We start from the raw sequence: 20,713 nt of genomic DNA, 5'->3' as shown, positions 1-20,713 counted from the left end.
GGCAGGTGAGGATCAGGTCAGGATCCAGCGGTTGAAACGTTCGAGCGCAACGCTCTGGTTCTGCTGCCAGAACTGGGCGTTGATTTGCACGCCGCTCTTGATGTTCTCGGGGAAGGTCGGGCAGTGCTTCGCGACTTCCGGCTTCACGTAGTTGAACGCTTCCGGTTGCGTCATGCCTGCGGGGAAGAACTTGACCAGCTCGGCCTGACGCTTCGGATCGCTCGCGAACTTGATGAATTCGCGGCAAGCGGCAGCATTCGGCGTGCCCTTGAGGATCGACCAGTTGTCCACGCCCCAGATGTTCTGATTCCACACGATCTCCACCGGCACGCCGTTGGCTTGCGCCGACTGCGCGCGCGAGGCCCAGGTGGCAACCAGATCGACTTCGCCCGAGCCGAGCATCTGCTCGACCTGGGCGCCCGTCGTCCACCACACGGCGACCTGCTTGGCGATCTTGTCCAGGCTCTTGAAGGCGCGATCGAAGTCGCACGGATACACCGAACCCGGCGCCACGCCGTCGGCGAGCAGCGCCTGCTCGATGGTGTCGAACGGGTACTTGCGGATCGAGCGGCGGCCCGGGAAGTCCTTCACGTTCCAGAGATCGGCCCAGGATGTCGGCGCCTTGCGGCCCTTGAAGGCATCGGTGCGGTAGGCGAGCACCGTCGAGTAGACGTTGGTGCCCACGCCGAACGGCGACATGTACTGCTTCGGAATCTTGGCGATGGTCGGGTCCGACTCGAGGCCATGACGCTCCAGATACTCCTTGCCGCCCGAGGTCAGCAGCAAGATCGCCGGCTGGCTGATCTTCGCCATGTCCCACGTGTAGCTGCCGGCTTCGACCATGCTCTTGATTTGCGCGGTCGGCTCGGCGTTGGCCTGCACACCGACGACCTCGATGCCCGTCGCCTTGGCGAACGGCTTGTAGTACACGGCGTCGTACGCCTTCGTGTAGATGCCGCCGTCATCGCGCACCACGATGCGCTTGGTGGCGGCGCGCGACGGCGTCCACACGAACGGGAATGCGACGGCAGCCGCCCCGACGATCGCCGTCTTCATGGCCGTGCGACGGCCCGGTTGTGCGAGCGTCGCCGCGTTGTTCTCAGAGGTATCGAGCTGGCCTGCGGAGGTCTTGCGTTTCATCATGGTCTCCGGTCTTGACTGGGAGGGTGGGCGCGGCGACGGACGCGATTTCGGCACAGCCGCCGCGCGCGCAGTTATGGCAAAACAAACAGCAAAAACTTGAAAACGGAATCGTCGTCGATCAGGGAACGAGGCGGCCCGGGTTGAACAACTGGTTCGGATCGAGCGCGGCCTTCACCGTGCGCATCAACGCCAGTTCGGCCGGCGCCTTGTAGCGCTGCATCAACGGCAAGCCGGTCTGACCGACGCCATGCTCGGCACTGAAAGTGCCCGACAAGCGCGCCGCAACGTCGTTGACGCAGGCGCGCATCGCGTCGCCCATGGCCGCGCTGTCGGCGAGCGCCGCCCAGGCGGCGAACGAAAACATCGGGATGAAGTGCACGTTGCCATCGCCCATATGACCGACGATGGCGATATCGAGTCCCGGCACGATCGCATGCACCGCACGCGTGGAAGCTTCGATGAATTCAGGCACGCTCGAGACCGGCACGGCACAGTCGGTCGTCAGGCCGACGGCGGCCTTCTTGTTCGCCTCGCTCACGCTGTGACGCACCTCCCACAGATCGGCGCGCTGCGTTTCGTTCGCGGCAATGACGGCGTCTTCCACCAGCCCCTGCTCGATGGCGGCGCCCAGCGTTTCGGTGAGGACCGCTTCGAGCCCGTCGGCGTCGCGCGTGTCGCCCAGTTCGACAAGCACGTGCCAGTCATGGGCGCCGGTGAGCGGATTACGACGATTCGGCACGTTGGCCAGCACCAGATCGAGCTGGTGGCGGTTCATGATTTCGAAGGCGGACAGACGCGACCCGCAGGCGTTCTGGAACATGCCCAGAATCTGCTGCGCGGCGCCCGGGTCGCGCGGCGCGAACCACGCGAGCGCGTGATGCGTGGGCAACGGATGGAGCTTGAGCGCCGCCGCCGTGATGATGCCGAGGGTGCCTTCCGCCCCGATAAAGAGATGCTTCAGATCGATACCGGTGTTGTCCTTGCGCAAGGCGCGCAGACCGTCCCAGATCGTGCCGTCGGCGAACACCACTTCGAGACCCAGCACGTTCTCCCGGGTGTTGCCGTAGCGCAGCACGCTCGTGCCGCCGGCATTGGTCGAGAGCGTGCCGCCGATCTGGCAGGACCCTTCGGCTCCCAGGCTGACCGGATAGAGACGACCGACGTCGGCCGCTGCGTCCTGAATGGTTTTCAGAATGCACCCGGCTTCGACCACCATCGACCCGTTGGCGGCATCGACCTGACGGATATGGCGCATGCGCGCCAGATTGAGAATGACCGGCGCCGGACCCTGCGTGCGCGGCACCGCGCCGCCACACAGGCTCGTATTACCACCCTGTGGGAGGATCGGCACACCTGCGGCGGTACACAGCTTCACAATCTCGCTGACCTGCTCGGTCGACGACGGCAACACGACACACAGCGCTTCGCCCCGGTAGCGTCCGCGCCAGTCTTCCGTGTAACCGGCGGTGTCGGCCTCGCCCGTGAGCACGGCGTGCGCGCCAAGCGCCTCCTGCAACCGGTTCAACAGCGTGTCGTGCGTGACTGCGTCGTTCATTGCCTGCCTGCTCCTGAATGCTTCGGTTCGACTGCCTCGTTGCGTCCCGGATCGATCGAGCCCCGGATCGGGTTCCAAGATCCTGCTCCGAAGGGTGCAACGAGCGGTATTGCCCAACCAGACGCCCGTCTGGCGATTCGTTGTAATCAAGGATAGGCGAGAAAAAATTGCAATAAAATCTCTTTAATTGCAATGCAATCGTTTTAGGTGTTTATGCGGATGTGACTCATACGACGGTCAACGCTCTCGTCAGTTAAGTGATAATGGCTCCACCCTTCACACGAGGTGCAGTCGACATGCCCGAAGCTACACACTTCATCGGCAATCAGTGGGTCTCACCCGCCCGGCGCGCGGGTCTCTCCGCCACTTCTGCCAACGCTGCGAACACTGTCATTGCCGTCATCGACCCTTCCGACGGTCGCCCCTTCACCGAGATCGCCCGTGGCGACGCAGAGGACATCGATCGTGCCGTGCGCGCGGCGCGCGCCGCCTTCGAGGGCGACTGGGGACACACCGCCGCTGCCGAGCGCGGGCGCATGCTCTACGCCTTTGCCACGATCCTCGCGAAACATCAGGAAGCGCTCGCCCAACTCGAAGCGCGCGACACAGGCAAGCCGCTGAAGCAGGCCCGCGCGGACGCCGCCGCCATCGTGCGATATTTCGAGTTCTACGCCGGGGCAGCCGACAAGCTGCACGGCGAAACGATTCCCTACCAGCAGGGTTTTACCGTCTTCACGGTGCGCGAGCCGCATGGGGTGACCGGTCACATCATTCCGTGGAACTACCCGTTGCAGATTTTCGGGCGCAGCGTGGCCGCTGCACTTGCCACGGGCAACGCCTGCGTGGTCAAGCCCGCCGAGGATGCCTGCCTGTCGCTGCTGCGCGTGGCGGAGCTCTCGCTCGAAGCCGGGCTGCCGCCGGGCGCGCTCAATATCGTGACCGGTTATGGCGCCGAAGCCGGTGCGGCCCTCGCGAAACATCCCGGCATCGATCACATCTCATTTACCGGCTCGCCCGCCACCGGCACCCTCATCACGCAGATGGCGGCCGAAAATCACACGCCAGTCACGCTGGAACTCGGTGGCAAGTCGCCGCAAATCGTCTTCGCCGACGCCGACATGGACGCCGTGCTGCCGGTCGTCGTCAACGCAATCGTGCAGAACGCCGGCCAGACGTGCTCGGCCGGCAGCCGCCTGCTGGTGCAGCGCGACGCCTACGAGTCCGTGCTCGCCCATCTGGCGGAGGCCTTCGCCGGGCTGCGCGTCGGGCCGTCGCATGACGATCTCGACCTGGGCCCGCTCATCAATGCCCGCCAGCAGCAACGCGTATGGGACTTCCTGTCCGAAGCGCAGCACGACGGCATTGCCGTGATGTCGCAAGGCGAAGTCGTTGGCAGCGCCCCGGAAGCCGGGTTCTATCAGGCGCCCACGCTCTTGCGCGACGTGCCCGATACGCATCGCCTCGCTCGCGACGAGGTCTTCGGCCCGGTGCTCGCCGCCATGCCGTTCACGGACGAGGCCGATGCCGTGCGTCTGGCCAACGGCACGCTGTATGGTCTGGCCGCCGGCGTGTGGACGCGCGACGGCGCCAGGCAGATGCGTCTGGCGCGCGACATTCGCGCGGGGCAGGTCTTCATCAACAACTATGGCGCAGGCGGCGGGGTGGAATTGCCGTTCGGCGGCGTGAAGCACTCGGGCCACGGCCGCGAGAAAGGCTTTGAAGCGCTTTACGGTTTCACGACACTCAAGACCGTCGCCATCCGGCACGGTTGATCTGCCGTCGAGGCGCGACTGATCGGCGATTGATCGGCGGCTGAGCGGCGGTTGATTTGCAGCAGCACAGACCTTTGGAGACAAGGCATGCGTTTGCAAGAGAAAGTGGCCATCGTGACAGGCGCCGGATCCGGCTTTGGAGAAGGCATCGCGAAGACCTTCGCGCGAGAAGGCGCTGCGGTCATCGTCAACGACCTGAACCGTGAGGCGGGCGAGCGCGTGGCAGGCGAAATCGTCGAAGCCGGAGGGCGCGCCGCCTTTGTGTATGGCGACGTCTCGCGCGAAGACGATCACGTCACCCTACTCGACGAGGCCGTGACCCGCTTCGGGCAGCTCGACATCGTGGTGAACAATGCGGGCACCACGCACCGCAACAAGCCCTTGCTGGAAGTGACCGAAGCCGAGTTCGACCGGGTCTACGCGGTCAATGTGAAGAGCATCTTCTGGAGCGCGCGCGCGGTCATCCCGTATTTCCAGCAACGCGGCGGCGGGGTGATGATCAATATCGCATCGACGGCGGGCGTGCGCCCGCGCCCCGGCCTCGTCTGGTACAACGGCAGCAAGGGCGCTGTGATCACCGCGAGCAAGGCGATGGCCGCCGAGTTCGGACCCCGGAACATTCGCGTCAACTGCGTCAATCCCGTCATTGGCGACACCGGCCTGACCGCCGAATTCATGGGGGTGCCCAACACGCCCGAGAACCGCGCCAAGTTTCTCGCAGGCATTCCGCTTGGACGCTTCTCCACCGCGCAGGACATCGCGAACGCCTGTCTTTATCTGGCCAGCGACGACGCCGCGTTCATCACCGGCGTATGCCTCGAAGTCGACGGCGGACGCTGCATCTGAGCACTTGCTGTAGGTTTTTCGTCGTCGGTAATACCGTAGTTGTCCCAAACACACCATAACTAGACAACACCACGTCAAACCGGAGGAGATTTCGCATGAACAGCGTTCCGACGCCCCCGTCGTCCCCCACATCCATTGCCGGCGCCCCTTCGGCCGACTTCGAAGCAGCCACCTACCGCAAGGTCGGCTGGCGGCTGATCCCCTTCCTGCTGCTGTGTTACGTGGTCGCCTATCTCGACCGCGTCAACGTCGGCTTCGCCAAGTTGCAGATGGTCGGCGACCTGCAATTTTCCGAGACGGTGTTCGGTCTCGGCGCAGGGATCTTCTTCATCGGGTACTTCCTCTTCGAGGTGCCCAGCAATGTGATCCTGCATCGTGTCGGCGCGCGCGTGTGGATCGCGCGCATCATGATTTCGTGGGGCATCATCTCGGGCGCGACCATGTTCGTGAGCACCCCGTCAATGTTCTACGTCATGCGCTTCCTGCTCGGTGTGGCCGAGGCGGGCTTCTTCCCCGGCATCATTCTCTACATCACCTATTGGTATCCGGCCTCGCGTCGCGGGCGCATGACGGCGTGGTTCATGACCGCGGTTGCCCTCTCCGGCCTGATCGGCGGGCCGATCTCCGGCTGGATCCTGAAGGACATGAGCGGCGTGAACGGCCTGGCCGGCTGGCAATGGATGTTCCTGCTCGAAGCCGTGCCGTCGGTGATCATCGGCATTGCGGTGCTGTTCGTGCTCGATGACAGGATTCGCGACGCCAAATGGCTCAATGAAGACGAAAAATCGCTGCTCGAGCGCAACATCGCCAGCGATGTGCTCACAAAGGAAGACCTGCCGCTGCGACAGGTCTTCGCCAGCGCACGCGTGTGGATGATGAGCCTGATCTACTTCTCGTTCGTGATCGGACTCTACGGGGTCGGTTTCTGGCTGCCGACGATCATCAAGAGCACCGGTGTGACCGATCCGTTGCAGATCGGCCTGCTCACGGCCATCCCCTACTTCTTCGCCGTGATCGCGATGGTGCTCGTGGGACGCCGCTCGGACCTGCGCGGGGAGCGTCGCTGGCATATTGCCATTCCGGCATTCATCGGCGCGATCGGCCTGTTCCTGTCGACGGTGTGGAGCCACAACACGCAACTCGCCATGGTGGCGCTCACGCTCGCCACGATGGGCATCATGATCGTGCTGCCCCTGTTCTGGAGTTTGCCCACGGCGTTTCTCGGCGGCACGGCGGCGGCGGCCGGGATCGCCATGATCAACTCGCTGGGCAATCTCGCGGGCTTCGTCGGGCCGTACCTGATCGGCTTTCTCAAGGACGCGACGCAGAGCACCAACAGCGGGATGTTCCTGCTCACCGTCTTCATGATCCTGGGCGGCTTGCTGACGCTCGCGGTGCCTGCCCGGCTCGTGAATCGCTGAGCGCGTGCATCGTCGGGCGATGCGACACCGGATCGCCTGACGAAACCCTGTCTCGACGCCCGAGACCCCACTGCCACGGGACGGTTGGTCTCGCCGCGAGGGTCGGAGTAACATGCATGCCATGCACGTCAAGCGCGCATGAGGCCGTCCCCGTTCGGGACGGCTTGTTTTTTGGTTCATCGTGGATTGCCGGGGAAAGCTGCGCGGATTTTGAGGAAGAAATATTCCTCGTCACGGTAGCCGTATGCCCGGCGCTTGATGACCTTGATGGTGTTGTTGATGCCTTCAACGACGCTGGTGTTAAGTGGGTGTCGGCAGCGGGCCAGGATGCCGTGCCAATAGCCTTGCAGGCGCTGCGCAAATAGTTTCAGCGCAGCGATACCGCTGTCGTTGGCTTGAGTAATCCACTGCTCCCATGCCTTTTGCGCCCAAGCTGGCTTTCGGTAGAACCACAGTCGCTTGAGTTCGTCTCGTAGCAAATAGACGCACAACAGAGGCTGGTTGGCTTGCAGCAGCTCACTCAGGTGCACGGACTGTTCCGGCCGTAGATTCTTTTGATTGCGTAAGAGCAGCCAGCGGCTTGATTTGAGGACTTTGCGTGCTGGCCGGTCATCTCGGAGTCGGTTGGCCTGATCGACTCGGACCCGGTCGATCACTTCGCGTCCGTATTTGGCAACGACATGGAACAAGTCGTAGACGATTTCGGCTTGCGGGCAGTTCGCCTTGATTTCCAACTCGTAGGCCGTTGTCATATCGATGGCAACAGCCTCGATATGCTCTGCAACGCCCTCGGGAAGCTGGTCAAAGAAGGCTCGGGCAGTTTCACGCGAACGGCCATTCCCAATCCATAGCACCTGCCGACTGAGCGGCTCGACCACCACCGTGGCGTAACGGTGGCCCTTGTGCAGAGCGAATTCGTCCATCGCCAAATATCGAACCTGTGTCCAATCCGGCTCGGCGATGCTTGCTCGCAAACTCGCTTTGTCGATCGCTTTAACGGTATGCCAATCCAAACCGTAGAACGCTGCAACGGCCTGGACATTGGTCGACTTGAGCAGAATTTCACAGGCCTTGGCAAAGCGCGCTGTGACCCGTTGGTAGCGCCCGAGCCAGTCCAATTTCTCCAGCCTCGGGCCACCACAGTGCTCGCACCAAAGCCGACGACGCGGCACATGCAGCACCACTCGATATTCAAACAAGGGAAGATCCCGAACCCGGCGCACCGTCGTCTCGTGGATCTGCGAGCAACGCTTGCCGCATTGCTCGCACAGCATCACTCGGCTTAATGGCTTCAGATACAACGACAGTGTCCGACTGTCCTGCGAAGGCCACTCCACTCGCTCAACTCGGTATCCCGTCCAGCAACCGAGGGCTTCCAGCGCTTTTCGATCTAGCAATTGCTCCTCCGAACACCGTCTCTATTGGCGTCAGATTATCAATTGCCTTGAAAACCTCCACGGTTTTCCACGATGAACCTGTTTTTTGCCCCCTAAAGTCTTGCAGATCCGCATGTCCGCCAACGACTCACGCACGACGCCGGCCGGCGTCTCGCTCACCCCCGCAGAGGTCAAGTCGATCCTCACCGGCCTGCTGCTCATCATGTTTCTCGGCTCGCTCGACCAGACCATCGTCGCGCCCGCACTGCCCACCATTGCGCGAGACCTGGGCAGCTTCGATGCCGTTTCCTGGGTCGTCACCGCCTACCTGCTCTCCTCCACCGCGATCACACCCATTGTCGGCAAACTTTCCGATCTGTTCGGACGCCGCGTCGTCATCGCCGTGAGCGTGGCCGTCTTCCTCGTCGGCTCGGTATTGTGTGCGCTCGCGCCGAGCATGCTGGCGCTGATCGTCGCGCGCGGCGTGCAGGGGCTTGGCGGCGGCGGGCTCATCGCCCTGTCCAACACCGTGATCGCCGACATCGTCTCGCCGCGCGAGCGGGGGCGTTACCAGGGCTACATTTCCGGGATGTTCGCCGTCTCCGGCGTGGCCGGGCCGGTCACCGGCGGCGTATTCGCCCAGTACCTGAACTGGACGCTCATCTTCTGGATCAACCTGCCGCTCGGCCTACTCGCCATTTACCTGAGCGATCGTGCGCTGCGGCGTTTGCCGCGTCGCTCGGGCAAGCCGAGCATCGACTATCTCGGCTCGCTGCTACTCATCGTCGCCACCGTCTGTCTGCTGCTCGCGCTCACCTGGGGTGGGCATCGCTATGCATGGACGTCGCCGCAGATCGGCGGACTCGTGGTCGCCACCCTTGTGATCGGCGCGGTGTTCCTGCGTCATCAGCGCACGGTGCGTGAGCCCTTGCTGCCCGTCGCCCTGCTCGCCAACCCGGTGTTCCGGATGACCTCGACCATGGCCGTGCTCGTGATGATGGTCAACATCAGCATCGGCATCTATGTCCCGCTCTACCTGCAATTGCAGCGCGGCGAGTCCGCCAGCAGTTCGGGACTGATGCTGATTCTGCCGCTGCTGGGGATTGTGGTCGGGGCACTGAGTTCCGGGCACTACATGCGCAAAACGGGGCACTACAAGCGTCCGCCGCAGATCGGCCTGCCCGTGGCATTTGCCGGACTGGCGGTCATCGCCATCGGGGTGGCGTCGCTGCCGCTCGTCGTGATCGGGGTCTGTCTGGCGCTCGTTGGCATTGGGTTCGGCTCCGCCATGCCGGTGATGACGGTGGCCACGCAAAATGCCGTCGCGCCTCGCGACATCGGTATTGCGACCGCGGCGCACGCCTTCTTCCGCGCACTGGGCGGCATGATCGGCGTGGCGATGTTCGGCGCGTTGATCGTCGGCCTGCTCGTCTCGGACGAGGGGAGTGGCGTTCCTCACGAACTCACGGACTTCCTGCGCCCGGGCGGCGCACCGGCGGGCATGGCGGATCACCTTCGGGTGGCCTTCGGAGCGTTTTTCGGCGGGAGCGCGCTGATCGCGGCGCTGGCCATCGTCGCGCTCGCACGATTGCCCGAACTGCCGTTGCGACAGAGTTCGGGCAACGAGGCGACGGCCATCGAGTGATGGCTGCCGGAGGATCGGCGCTGTCGTGATGCGTTCGATGCGTTCGGTGCGTTCGGTGCGCTCGGTGCGCTCGGTGCGCTCGGTGCGCTCGGTGCGTTGGTGCATTCGGTGAGGGCAATGCGCGCGCTGGCGTCTCGCGATTTTTACGATTCGCTCATCCTTGTGCGTTTGCCGCGGTTTTGCCGACTTTCCCCAAACTGCGCAACCGACAGTGACGGCACTGTGACAACTCCTGCAACCTCCCAAGGAGTTCGTCATGAAAGCCGAGCCAATCATGTCGCCGACCACAGCATTGCCAGCGTGCCCGCCTCACGGCGCGCAGGCCGCGCCACAAACCGACCCGCCCTCGCCCGTTGCTGCCATCCCGTCCATCTCCTCGACCATGCGGGGTGATCTCGACCTCGTACGTGCGGCAACGCCAGACACATCGTCGGGCAATGTGCTGAGTCATCTGGCATACCGCTTGTCTTCCATCACCAGGTTGGGCGCCAGGGTCTCTCGCGCGCCCGACGGCGAGATGCAACGCGCGCGAGAACGAGGCGACGCGATCCTCAGATCGCAGGTGCCTAACGCGGCCCTCGACCCCGACGCGAACGGCATCGCCCCGGCGGACGTCATTCGTCACCGTCTTTTGGGATTGGTCGACCTTCCCGATCAAGCGCGCCATGACGCATGGGTTGCCTCGGCGTACCAATCCTGCGACAGCAACGGCGCGATCTCGCCCGACCTGCTCGGTCCATACGTCGACGCCCTTGCCGGGCTGCCCGACGCGCAGCGCGCAAGCGCAGCGAAATTCGCGATCGGCTGTCTCCAGAAGTGGCACCTTGCCAACGGCCAGTCCGCGTGCCTGGGCGACAAGATCGGTACGGTGTTGCGGGGGATGAAAAACGACACAAGCGCAGGCGCTTTTGCTTCGGCACTGCGTGAACACGCCAACCTCTATTTCGAGGGCAAGCAACATCTCGTCGCATGGGGCATCTGCGACGGGGTCGCCCATTTCGCACCGGACGCTGCGGCGCGCATCATCGCCGCGACCACCCTGTGGACGCTCCCTCACCGGCATTTGCGCTACCGGCCGGGTCCGTGGCACAGTGCCCTGAACGCCCTCAAGGACGGGCTGAAGCCTGACGCATTGCCGGGTGCTTCCGAGCTGGTCCCCCACGCGAATGCGATCGTGCATTTGCCGTCGGCGGCGCCGTCGGCGCAGTGGAAGGCGGCCGAGGCATTCGCCGACTACCTGCTCACCGTGGCGAGGTCGGCGGGCGCGTCGCAACCCGCAGATGCGTATTTGCAAAACGTGTTGAGCGCACTGGACGACCTCAACCTTCGAGGATTCGTCACGGCGGCACTCTTCACGCGTTCTCGCGACGCCAGCGACGATATGCACGCACCGGTGCGCACGGCATTCCAGTCGCTGAGGGAACAGTTCAACCCGGCATATGGCCTGTTGTTGGACGATATGCTCAGCCTCGAGAGCAGCCCGCCCTTGTCGATCGAGGGGTAGGCCGTGGCAGGAACGCGAGGTGAAGTGGGGATATGACGTGGCAATGCGGTGCTGCGACGTGAGGCAATGATGTGATGCCGCGATCTGATGCGCCCGGTCTGCAAAGCCCGGACACATGAGGCGAAGTTCCCTACCATCGATCGCGGCAAAGTGCGGACTCCTTTGACCTTTTCGCTACCGGAGTCCGCATTGTTCCCCTCCTCGCGTCACACGCAAACGACTTCACCGGCCAGCACGCCCGCCGCGAGCGCCGGGCCCTCTAGCCCATCAACGACGGCAGCCACCGCCGCGACGGCAACTTCCTCGACTGCCACGACACATTCGAGCACCGAGGATTTCGGGCCGCGCGTGGCGTTCGTCAATGACTTCTGGCAGACGTCGCAAGCCCCGCTCAGTCCGCCCGTCCTGATCCCTGAAGCGGATCCGGCCTCCGCTGACGACGCGCCCCCGACATTGCCGTCGTCGGTCGTCGCGACATCAGCCCTGCACTTCGACTTTTCAGGCGCTTTCACGTTGTTGTCGCCCGCTGGTGCTGGCGCATGTTCGCAAGGCTCGCAAGCGTCTGGCAAGCGCGGCTTCTCGCTGGCATTCGGCGGGGAGGCCCCCGACGTAGCGCGCCGGAAGCGTGCGTCGGCCCTGCATGCCGTGCCGGCGCGCGAACCGACCCCATCGACATCGGAGGTGGCTGCCCCCAGCGCCCCGTCCGTTCCCGACGACGTGCTGCGCAGCGCGTTGCTCACGCTCTGCGATCCTGCGACCCGAGCACCGGGCTGGATCGCCAGACTCGAATCGCGTGCGCTCGATGTCCTTCTCGATAAAGGTCCCTATGCCGATGCGCATCGTCTGCTCGAAGGGTTGCTCCGGCGCCTGGAAGCCGAGCCATCGATGACACACTGGGTCACAGCCTTCGAGCGCGTCATCGCCCTGATGTTGCGATTCGAATCGCGCACGCAGAGCGTCGCCCGTTCGATGCTGCTGACGTGCGACAGGGCGTCGGGCGACGTTGCGCAGGCGTTGGCCCGTGCCTCGACGAAAAGCAGCATCGAGCATCTGATCGGGCATCGGCTCCACGCCATTGCCGATATGCCGGCCGACCGGCGCGCCACGGCCTGGCACGAACTGCTCGCAAGCCTGCGCCGCTTGAGAATCTGCACGAGCACGGAACGTCTCGCATCGCTTGCCCGTTTTATCGGTCTGCTGGCGACGGATGAACAAGTGCCAGCGGCGACGGCGCTCATCGACGCGTCATGCGAATCCGCGGCGCATGAGGGCTGGCGCGAGCTGACGTCGGCGTTGCTCGGCACGGTGCCGTCGCGCGACATGGCGCGAATGGCGCGCGCGATGACACATGCAGGGCGCCGACTGTACGGCGCCGACATGAAGGACATCGTGGAGAGCCTCTCCGGTTGCGTCGACCGGATGCCGGCGCACGACGCGCGCGCGTTGGTCGGACACCTCGTGGACATCGTGATGATGCGCGGCGATTTCGACCACCTCGTGTTCGGCCCGGACGAGTGCGCGCAAATGCTCGATGACCTGCGCTCGACATGCCGACGCCTCGGCTTCGACGATCTGGCCCGCACCCTGGAAGACACGCTCGCCGAGGTCTGCGACGAGTACAAGGCGACGATGATGGACTAACGGGATACGGGGACGTAAACGACGACACCCGCTTGACGCGGGTGTCGTGGGAGTGCGTGAGCGCTTGCGTGCTTATGCCGTGGCACAGGCCCGATAGTGGCGATTGGCCTGCTCCATCTGCCCGAGGCCTTCAAACAACTGGGCCAGCGCCAGGTGCAGGCGTTGTTGCAGGTGACGGTCGTCGGTGTGACGCAGCGCGCCTTCCAGGAAGGTCTGCGCCTTGCCCCACAAACGCTGATGCTGACACAGCTTGCCCAGCGCGTAGAGCAGGTCGGGATCGTTCGGGTGACGCTGTTGCCACGCTTCGGCTTTCTGGATGAGCGGCAGAGCGTCGCCGCCGGCGCAATCGGCATACCGGCGCAGCAAGCGCGCATCCCAGTGCTCGGCGAGCGCGGCTTCGACGATATCCCGAGCTTCGCGCGGACGGTCGAGCGAGATCAGCAATTCGGCGGCGACATCGGCAATGCGCGCCGAGGTCCGTGCGTCGGTCGGCAGTTCGTGCCAGCACTTGAGCAACGCATCGGCGTCGTGACGATGGTCGCGCAGAATGCCTTCGCTGGCGGTCTGCTTGAGCTTCGCGGCCAGCGCGGGATGCAGCGCCTCGCGCTTTTCGAGCATCTTGAGCAGATTGAGCACCTCCGGCCAATGCTTGAGATGCTGGTGCGCACGCAACGCGACAAGCTGCGCCTGCATGCGGCGCGCGCCCTGTGCCCGCATCTCCGTCAGCGCCTCGAGCGCCCCTTCCGCATCGCGCGTGTCGACACGCAACTCCGCCGTCTGCAACAGACGCGCCTCTTCCAGATTGGCCCCTTGCGCCTCGGCGAGCCAGGCATCTCGACGCGCGAACTCGCGCATGCGATGTGCCGCACGCGCGCCGATGATCGCCGCCACGCCACGATTGTCGTCTTGCTCGGCAGCTTCGCGTGCGGCCTTTTCGGCGCGGGTGTAGCGCCCCGCGAAAAGGTTCGCCACGGCGTCGCGCAACGCGATATTCGCGCGCCGGCTGCGCTGGCGGTTGCGATAGGCCGCCACGCGCTCCGGCATCTTGTAGATGTTGCGCAACACGCGAATGATCACGTACAGCGCAACGAACAAGGCCAGCAGCGCCAGCACGAAGAGGTTCAGCGACACGTCCACCCGGTACGGCGGCACCAGCATCACCACCTGCCCGTGATTGAACGTGGCCAGCACGGCGAAGCCGGCCGCCACCGCGAACAGGAGCGTCAACCAGATCAGTCCTCGCATGCCCGGCTCCTTACGGCTTTTCCTTGACGTCCTTGACCTGACCGATGGCGGTCAGGCTGGCGCCAAGGGTCGGCAGTTCGATGGTGCGCGAGCCCGAGTCGACCTGATCGAGCAGCGTTTTGACGGCGGCGATGCGGCGCGACTTGGCGTCGAAATACTTGTCTAGCGCCGCCTGCGCGACTTGCACGTCGCTATGCACTGCCGACGCATTGCGCGCGAGCAACGCCAGACGCGCGTTGAGCAGGCGCAGCTTCAGGTTCGCGCGCAGGAACGCCCCCTGCTCCGGCGCGACGAGCATCACGTCCGGATCGTCCAGTCGGCGCACCTGCACCAGTTGTTTGAGGCTGCCGAGCATTTCCCCGGACAGACGATGCCACGTGGCGCTCCAGCCGGTGTCGCCGGCGCCGCTCGGGCCACTGGCGTCGGCCTTGGGCGCAACACGCTGCTCTTCGGCCTGCAACGGCAGCGTGTCGATCATGGCGATGGCCTGATCCAGCTTGCCGGTGAGTTGCGGCAGATCGGCAGCCGGCACGGCTTTCAGACGATCGATGTCCTTTTTGAGGGCGTCGCGCACCCCAGCGAGTTGGGGCGCACCGGTGCGGGCCAGACGGGCGTCCGCCCCTTCAAGGGCGATCAGCGCGCCGCGCACGTTACCCGTCAACTGCAATTGCTGATTGGCGCTGGTGACGATTTGCTCCGTCTCGGCGAGCACCCACTCGTCGCGATTGTGCGCGAGTTCCTGATAGAGCTGTTCGAGCGCGGCCTGCTGGCTGCGCGAGTCGGACACACGGCCTTCGAGCGCCGTGAGGCGGTTCTGGAGATCGCGCTGATTGTCGAGCGCCTGTGCGGTGCGCACCTGTGCCTGCATGACTTGCGAGTCGCCCGCTTGCTGTCGACGCGCCATTTCCTGCTGCACGCGGTCGAGCTTCTGGTTGAGCGACCAGCCGCCGATGCCGGCCCCGGCCGACACCAGCACGAAGAGCAGCCACGGCAACGCCGCGCCCGAGCCGCGCCGCTTTTGCGGCGGCTCCGGCGGCTGCCACGCGGGCGGAATGCCGGCGGTACCGTATGTCGCACCCCCGGTGGCGCCTGCGCCGGTCGCAGTTGAATTCGCCGTCGGGCCGGTCGACGCCGACGGGTTCTGAGAAGACTCTGGAACGCGATTATCTGTCGTCATGCTTGACTTGAATGGGATCCGCCCATGTTTTGATTGCGGCCAGCAAGTTCTCGTCACCGGGCGCGCATTGCGTAATCCTATCAAACCCCGCGGAGCGCGCGGCATCCGCGATGCGGTGATGCGAAGTAAAGCACTGCGCCGTGAGGATTCTGGCGAGCACTTGCGGCGTGCCCGGGGTATGCACGCCGTCGCGTGTGCCGTAGCGCGCAGCGAGCAATGTCGCGAGATGACGAACCGCCTCGGAACTGGTCAGCACCCATGCGCAACGCTCCGGCGAGGCCAGGCGCGCTTCGAGCGCCGCCCACGCAGCGGTGTCCGGCGTCGGCGCGCGACGCGTGTAGGCGCTCACGATATCCAGATGCGCCCCGCTGGCGCGCAACGTATCGGCCAGCAGTTCGCGACCACCGTCGCCCCGAACCAGCAGCACGCGGCGTCCGGCCAGTGCAGGCAGATCGAGCTGTTCGAGCAGCGCCTCGGAGTCGAAGCGTGCCTGCGGCCCGCCCGGCGGCACGATCACGCGATACGCGGGCGGCGCGACGCCTGCGTCCGCCAGCGCCTGCGCACTGCCCGGACCGACGACGGCCACCGGCAGCGCTGTCGGCCAGCGCGCACCGGCGGCTTGCATGGGGGCATTTTCGTCGCCGGTATGCAAATGCACCAGCCGCGCCAGCGCATAGGCCACGGCATTCGGCGAGACGAACACCGCCATCGCATACGACGGCAACGCACGCAGCGCGTCGTCGAGCGCCGCCAATGCGACAGGATCGGTTTGTGCGGCGATCTCGAGCAAGGGAAATTCGAGCGCGTCGATACCTTCGGCGCTCAGCGCGCGGGCCAGTGCATCGGCCTGCCCGTCCGGGCGCGTGAGGATCGCGCACGGCGCGGCGGGCGCCGCGACCGCGCGCACGCTCGGCACGTGCCCCAGGTCGGCCGACGTCGCACCGGCAGTCCCGCCCGATGGCGACGCCGGTGACACCGGCGACACCGGATCGCCCGACGGACCCGACGAGGGCGACGAGCTTGGCGGCACGGGCGTGCGCGGCGTCAACCGGCGTCCTTCGGCTCGGACGGCGGCACCAGCGCCAGCCCGCCCGCGTCGATCAATTCCTGCGCCACGCGCTGGCCGAGCGCTTCCGCACCGGCCACGTCGCCCGACGCCACCTTGGCAGCGCCTTGCGCGCGCAGTACCGTCGCTCCGTCCGTCGACGCGATGAAAGCGCGCAAGGCAAGCTCACCCTGCGCCGTGAATTCCGCGTAGGCGCCCAACGGCACCTGACAAGAGCCGCCAAGCGCGCGCGACACGGCCCGCTCGGCGCTGACAGCCAGCGTAGTGTTGGCATCGTGCAACGGTGCGAGCCATTGCAGGATTTCGGGACGTCCGGCGCGCACTTCGATACCGAGCGCCCCCTGCCCCGCCGCAGGCAGGCTCGCGTCGGTCGGGATGATGGCGCGAATGCGCTCGCTCAGTCCAAGGCGCTTGAGCCCCGCCGCCGCAAGGATGATGGCGGCAAAGTCGCCGCGATCGAGCTTCCCCAGCCGCGTATCGAGATTGCCGCGCAACGGCGCGACGCGCAGATGCGGGTAGCGGGTGCGCAGGCTCACCTCGCGACGCAGGCTCGACGTGCCGACGACCGCGCCGGCGGGCAGAGCATCCAGGCTGTCGTAGTCATTGCTCACGAAGGCGTCGCACGGGTCTTCCCGCTCGAGCACGGCCGCCAGCGTGAAGCCTTGCGGCAGTTGCATCGGCACGTCTTTGAGGGAGTGGACGGCGAGATCGGCGCGACCGTCCGCCAGCGCCAGTTCGAGTTCCTTGACGAACAGGCCTTTGCCGCCGACCTTGGCGAGCGAGCGATCGAGAATTTGGTCACCGCGAGTGGTCATTCCGAGAATACTGACGTGACACTGCGGATATAATTTGTGCAGCGCGTCACGCACGTGTTCGGCTTGCCACATGGCAAGACGGCTCTCGCGCGACGCGATCACCAGGGTTTCAGGAGCAGCGAAGTTCATTCAGCAACCGCGTGAAGACCAAAAGAAAAAATGGTAACACGCTTGACCGGCCCGAACGGCGGGTCGCGAGAGGAGTGACATGAAGAGCAGCGCAAAGGCAAAAGCCCCGAAAGAGGGCCTGGCCAAGTCGGTCGGCAAGACGTCCCCCGCGAAAGCAGCAGCCGCGGTTTCCTCCCCTGCATCACCGCCGTCGCGCGCCATGCGTCAGTCGCGCCCGGGGACTGCGCTCAATAGCGCGGACAAGTCCTCATCTGCGATCGTGGCGCCGAAGGTCGCCGCATCGAGGGTCGCCGAACCGAAGGTCGCGGGTCTCAAGGCCCGCCGCTCGCGCGAAGACAAGGACGCGCCGCTGCGTGAGGACATCCGCTTCCTCGGCCGTCTGCTTGGCGACGTGCTGCGCGAGCAACAAGGCAGCGACGCCTTCGATCTGGTCGAGACGATTCGTCAGAACGCCGTGCGCTTTCACCGCGAAGGCGATCGCAGCGCCGCCAAAGCGCTGGACAAGCTGCTCAATGGCCTGACCAACGAGCATGCCATTCAGGTCGTGCGGGCCTTTAGCTACTTCTCGCATCTGGCCAACATCGCCGAGGACCGTCACCACAACCGCCGCCGCCGCGTGCATGCGCTCGCAGGCAGCCGCCCGCAGCCTGGCAGCCTGAGCGCCGCCCTGCAAAGCCTGAAGGACGCCGGCCGCGACGATCCCGCCACGCTGCAAGCCTTCTTCGCCAGCGCGCTCATCGTGCCAGTGCTCACCGCCCATCCGACCGAAGTCCAGCGCAAGAGCATTCTCGACGCCGAGCGCGAAATCGCCCGCCTGCTCGAACATCGTGACGATGCCCTGACCGAGCGCGAATCCTCGCGCAACACGGAGTCGATGCGCGCCTACGTCACCACGCTGTGGCAGACACGCATGCTGCGTAGCTCACGTCTGACGGTGGCCGACGAAATCGAAAATGCGCTGTCGTATTACCGCAGCACGTTCCTGTCCGAAATCCCGGCGCTTTACGACGATGTTGCCGCCGAGCTGCACGATGCCGTGCCCAGCGTGCGCGCCGAAGGACTCGGACGTTTCCTGCAAATGGGAAGCTGGATCGGCGGCGATCGCGACGGCAATCCGAACGTCACCGCGCAGACGCTGCAACTGGCGATCACACGTCAGGCCACGGAAATCTTCGCGCACTACCTCGAACAGGTGCATTTGCTGGGCGCCGAGCTATCCGTCTCGCATCTGCTCGCCGGCGCGAGCGACGCCCTGCTCACGCTCGCGCGCCGCTCGCCGGACGACTCGCCGCACCGCACCGACGAGCCCTATCGACGCGCGCTGATCGGCGTGTACGCGCGACTGGCCGCGACCGCGCGCGAATGGGTCGGCCACGTGCCGCATCGCGGTGCGGTGGGCAACGCCAGCGCCTACCTCGACGCCAGCGAGTTCATCTCCGATCTGAATACGGTGGTCGCCTCGCTCATGGCGCATCACGGCGGCGCGCTGATCTCGCAGCGCCTCGGGCCGCTGGTGCGCGCGGCGGAAGTGTTCGGCTTCCATCTCGCGAGCATCGATCTGCGCCAGAGTTCGGACGTTCACGAAGCGGTCATTGCGGAGTTGTTCGCAAAAGCTGGCGTACAGACGAACTACGCCAAGCTCGACGAAAGCGAGAAGCTGGCGCTGCTGCTACGCGAATTGCGCGAGGCGCGTCCGCTCTTCTCCCCGTATCTCGAGTACTCGCAACGCACGCGCGACGAACTCGCCGTGTTTGCCGCAGCCCGCGACATCCGCGCCCGGTTCGGCGCACGTGCGGTGCGCAACTACATCATTTCGCACACGGAAACCGTGAGCGATCTGGTGGAGGTGATGCTGCTGCAAAAGGAGACGGGGCTTTTTCAGGGTGCGCTCGGCCATGGGGCCGATGGCGTCGATGGCGTCGATGGCGTCGATGGCGTCGATGGCGGCGCCAAGCACGTCGAGCCCAAGGTCGGTGCGATGGTCATTCCGTTGTTCGAGACGATCGCCGACTTGCGCAACGCGCCGGTCATCATGCGCGAATTCTTCGATATTCCGGGCATGTCCGGTGTCGTGACGGCGCAAGGCGGCGAGCAGGAAGTCATGCTCGGCTACTCCGACAGCAACAAGGACGGCGGCTTCCTTACCTCTAACTGGGAGCTGTACAAGGCGGAACTCGCATTGGTGCGTCTGTTCGAGGAAAAGGGCATTCGTTTGCGCCTGTTCCACGGGCGCGGCGGCACCGTCGGCCGCGGGGGTGGCCCGACCTATCAGGCCATCCTCTCGCAGCCGCCGGGGACGGTGAACGGCCAGATCCGTCTGACCGAACAAGGCGAAATCATCGCCAGCAAGTTTGCCAATCCGGAAATCGGACGCCGCAATCTGGAGACGATCGTCGCCGCGACGCTCGAAGCGACCCTGCTGCCGAGCCGCAATCAGCCGCCGCGTCTGGCCGCCTATGAGGCGGTCATGCAGCAGCTCTCCGATACGGCGTTCGCGGCCTACCGCGATCTCGTCTATGAGACCCCCGGCTTCACCGATTACTTCTTCTCGGCCACGCCGATTGCGGAAATCGCCGAACTCAACATCGGCTCGCGCCCGGCCTCGCGCAAGTTCTCCGATCCGAAGCATCGCCGCATCGAAGACCTGCGCGCCATCCCGTGGGGCTTCTCATGGGGCCAGTGCCGTCTGCTGCTCACCGGCTGGTACGGCTTCGGCAGTGCCGTGAGCGCGTATCTCGACGGCGACGGCGGCAAGACGAGCGCCGCAGACAAGGCCGGCCGCGACAAGCGTCTCGACACCCTGCGTCAGATGGTCAAGCGCTGGCCGTTCTTTGCCAACCTGCTCTCGAACATGGACATGGTGCTTGCGAAGACGGATCTGGCGGTGGCGTCGCGTTACGCGGAACTGGTGCCGGACGAGAAGCTGCGCAAGCGCGTGTTCAGTCGTATCGTGGCCGAGTGGCAAAGCACGTCGCAAGCGTTGGCGCTGATTACGGGCCATGACGAGCGTCTGGCGGACAACCCGCTGCTCGCCCGCTCGATCAAGAACCGCTTCCCGTATCTCGACCCGCTCAATCACTTGCAGGTCGAGTTGCTGCGCCGGCACCGCGCAGGGGAATCGGACGAGCGTGCACGTCGCGGCATCCACCTGTCCATCAACGGGATTGCAGCGGGCTTGCGCAATACCGGCTGAGCGACCGGCTGCGGGTCTGACCGGCTGACGTAGCGCATGCGGCAGCCCGGTCCCGGCACTGCGCCGCCAAGGGAAGTGACGGGGGAACAGGCGCGTCGCAGGGTGAATTCCCAAGGATCGCCGCATCGATCCTTGGGAATCTCCCCAACGACAGGGGACCGATAGAACGGTATATTTCGACGCAT

The 20,713-nt window shown here is 65.0% G+C and carries 14 protein-coding genes; 7 read left to right on the top strand and 7 right to left on the bottom strand.

Annotation, left to right across the window (positions count from 1 at the left end; genetic code table 11):
* Window positions 1-12: 12 nt before the first annotated feature.
* Window positions 13-1,056, bottom strand: coding sequence for an ABC transporter substrate-binding protein (locus tag UC34_RS06610; RefSeq protein ID WP_044457844.1), 1,044 nt, complete (start codon window positions 1,054-1,056; stop codon window positions 13-15).
* Window positions 1,057-1,261: 205 nt separating this feature from the next.
* A complete protein-coding gene (locus tag UC34_RS06605; RefSeq protein ID WP_044454820.1) occupies window positions 1,262-2,698 on the bottom strand; it encodes an FAD-binding oxidoreductase in 1,437 nt (478 codons plus the stop codon).
* 296 nt (window positions 2,699-2,994) lie between these two features.
* On the opposite strand from UC34_RS06605, the gene UC34_RS06600 reads away from it, so the two are divergent.
* The 3 genes from UC34_RS06600 (at window position 2,995) to UC34_RS06590 (ending at window position 6,737) form a co-directional block, all read left to right on the top strand.
* On the top strand, window positions 2,995-4,470 hold the full coding sequence (locus UC34_RS06600; protein ID WP_044454818.1) for an aldehyde dehydrogenase family protein: 1,476 nt from the start codon (window positions 2,995-2,997) through the stop codon (window positions 4,468-4,470).
* Window positions 4,471-4,557: 87 nt separating this feature from the next.
* The gene (locus UC34_RS06595; RefSeq protein ID WP_044454816.1) at window positions 4,558-5,316 is read left to right on the top strand and encodes an SDR family oxidoreductase; all 759 of its coding nucleotides are present in this window, start codon (window positions 4,558-4,560) and stop codon (window positions 5,314-5,316) included.
* A 95-nt stretch (window positions 5,317-5,411) separates the two neighbouring features.
* Window positions 5,412-6,737, top strand: coding sequence for an MFS transporter (locus UC34_RS06590; RefSeq protein WP_044454811.1), 1,326 nt, complete (start codon window positions 5,412-5,414; stop codon window positions 6,735-6,737).
* A gap of 176 nt (window positions 6,738-6,913) precedes the next feature.
* Here the strand turns inward: UC34_RS06590 and UC34_RS06585 are convergent, their stop codons facing one another.
* Entirely contained in the window at window positions 6,914-8,134 is a 1,221-nt protein-coding gene (locus UC34_RS06585) for an ISL3 family transposase (RefSeq protein ID WP_044453341.1), read from the bottom strand.
* A gap of 112 nt (window positions 8,135-8,246) precedes the next feature.
* Between UC34_RS06585 and UC34_RS06580 the strand changes: the two genes are divergently transcribed.
* The 3 genes from UC34_RS06580 (at window position 8,247) to UC34_RS06570 (ending at window position 12,903) form a co-directional block, all read left to right on the top strand.
* Window positions 8,247-9,758 carry an MDR family MFS transporter gene (locus UC34_RS06580; RefSeq protein ID WP_044454809.1) on the top strand — a complete coding sequence of 504 codons (1,512 nt, stop codon included), beginning with the start codon at window positions 8,247-8,249 and terminating at the stop codon, window positions 9,756-9,758.
* A 256-nt stretch (window positions 9,759-10,014) separates the two neighbouring features.
* Window positions 10,015-11,262, top strand: coding sequence for a hypothetical protein (locus UC34_RS06575; protein ID WP_044454808.1), 1,248 nt, complete (start codon window positions 10,015-10,017; stop codon window positions 11,260-11,262).
* 348 nt (window positions 11,263-11,610) lie between these two features.
* Window positions 11,611-12,903, top strand: coding sequence for a hypothetical protein (locus UC34_RS06570; protein WP_044454807.1), 1,293 nt, complete (start codon window positions 11,611-11,613; stop codon window positions 12,901-12,903).
* A gap of 72 nt (window positions 12,904-12,975) precedes the next feature.
* Here UC34_RS06570 and UC34_RS06565 read toward each other — a convergent pair whose 3' ends face one another.
* From UC34_RS06565 to hemC, 4 genes are read right to left on the bottom strand one after another with little or no spacing between them, the layout of a single operon-like run.
* Window positions 12,976-14,148 carry a heme biosynthesis HemY N-terminal domain-containing protein gene (locus UC34_RS06565; RefSeq protein ID WP_044454797.1) on the bottom strand — a complete coding sequence of 391 codons (1,173 nt, stop codon included), beginning with the start codon at window positions 14,146-14,148 and terminating at the stop codon, window positions 12,976-12,978.
* Between the two features lie 10 nt (window positions 14,149-14,158).
* Entirely contained in the window at window positions 14,159-15,325 is a 1,167-nt protein-coding gene (locus tag UC34_RS25140) for a uroporphyrinogen-III C-methyltransferase (RefSeq protein WP_052810923.1), read from the bottom strand.
* Window positions 15,312-16,373: a uroporphyrinogen-III synthase gene (locus tag UC34_RS25135; RefSeq protein WP_052810922.1), complete on the bottom strand. Its 1,062-nt coding sequence runs from the start codon at window positions 16,371-16,373 to the stop codon at window positions 15,312-15,314. Before UC34_RS25135 ends, UC34_RS25140 begins: the two co-directional genes overlap by 14 nt.
* Window positions 16,370-17,335, bottom strand: coding sequence for a hydroxymethylbilane synthase (gene hemC / locus UC34_RS06555; protein WP_044454795.1), 966 nt, complete (start codon window positions 17,333-17,335; stop codon window positions 16,370-16,372). Before hemC ends, UC34_RS25135 begins: the two co-directional genes overlap by 4 nt.
* Before the next feature lie 79 nt (window positions 17,336-17,414).
* Between hemC and ppc the strand changes: the two genes are divergently transcribed.
* On the top strand, window positions 17,415-20,528 hold the full coding sequence (gene ppc / locus UC34_RS06550; protein ID WP_044454794.1) for a phosphoenolpyruvate carboxylase: 3,114 nt from the start codon (window positions 17,415-17,417) through the stop codon (window positions 20,526-20,528).
* The last annotated feature ends 185 nt before the right edge of the window (window positions 20,529-20,713 follow it).

This window comes from Pandoraea vervacti, from assembly GCF_000934605.2.
Taxonomy (GTDB): domain Bacteria; phylum Pseudomonadota; class Gammaproteobacteria; order Burkholderiales; family Burkholderiaceae; genus Pandoraea; species Pandoraea vervacti.
This window is presented reverse-complemented; position numbering and strand designations above follow the sequence as displayed.

Excerpts from the sequence above, each read along its gene's own strand:
- UC34_RS06610 (WP_044457844.1), bottom strand. The coding sequence starts at position 1,056 with ATGAAGACGGCGATCGTCGGGGCGGCTGCCGTCGCATTCCCGTTCGTG.
- UC34_RS06605 (WP_044454820.1), bottom strand. The coding sequence starts at position 2,698 with ATGAACGACGCAGTCACGCACGACACGCTGTTGAACCGGTTGCAGGAG.
- UC34_RS06600 (WP_044454818.1), top strand. The coding sequence starts at position 2,995 with ATGCCCGAAGCTACACACTTCATCGGCAATCAGTGGGTCTCACCCGCC.
- UC34_RS06595 (WP_044454816.1), top strand. The coding sequence starts at position 4,558 with ATGCGTTTGCAAGAGAAAGTGGCCATCGTGACAGGCGCCGGATCCGGC.
- UC34_RS06590 (WP_044454811.1), top strand. The coding sequence starts at position 5,412 with ATGAACAGCGTTCCGACGCCCCCGTCGTCCCCCACATCCATTGCCGGC.
- UC34_RS06580 (WP_044454809.1), top strand. The coding sequence starts at position 8,247 with ATGTCCGCCAACGACTCACGCACGACGCCGGCCGGCGTCTCGCTCACC.
- UC34_RS06575 (WP_044454808.1), top strand. The coding sequence starts at position 10,015 with ATGAAAGCCGAGCCAATCATGTCGCCGACCACAGCATTGCCAGCGTGC.
- UC34_RS06565 (WP_044454797.1), bottom strand. The coding sequence starts at position 14,148 with ATGCGAGGACTGATCTGGTTGACGCTCCTGTTCGCGGTGGCGGCCGGC.
- UC34_RS25140 (WP_052810923.1), bottom strand. The coding sequence starts at position 15,325 with ATGACGACAGATAATCGCGTTCCAGAGTCTTCTCAGAACCCGTCGGCG.
- hemC (WP_044454795.1), bottom strand. The coding sequence starts at position 17,335 with ATGAACTTCGCTGCTCCTGAAACCCTGGTGATCGCGTCGCGCGAGAGC.
- ppc (WP_044454794.1), top strand. The coding sequence starts at position 17,415 with ATGAAGAGCAGCGCAAAGGCAAAAGCCCCGAAAGAGGGCCTGGCCAAG.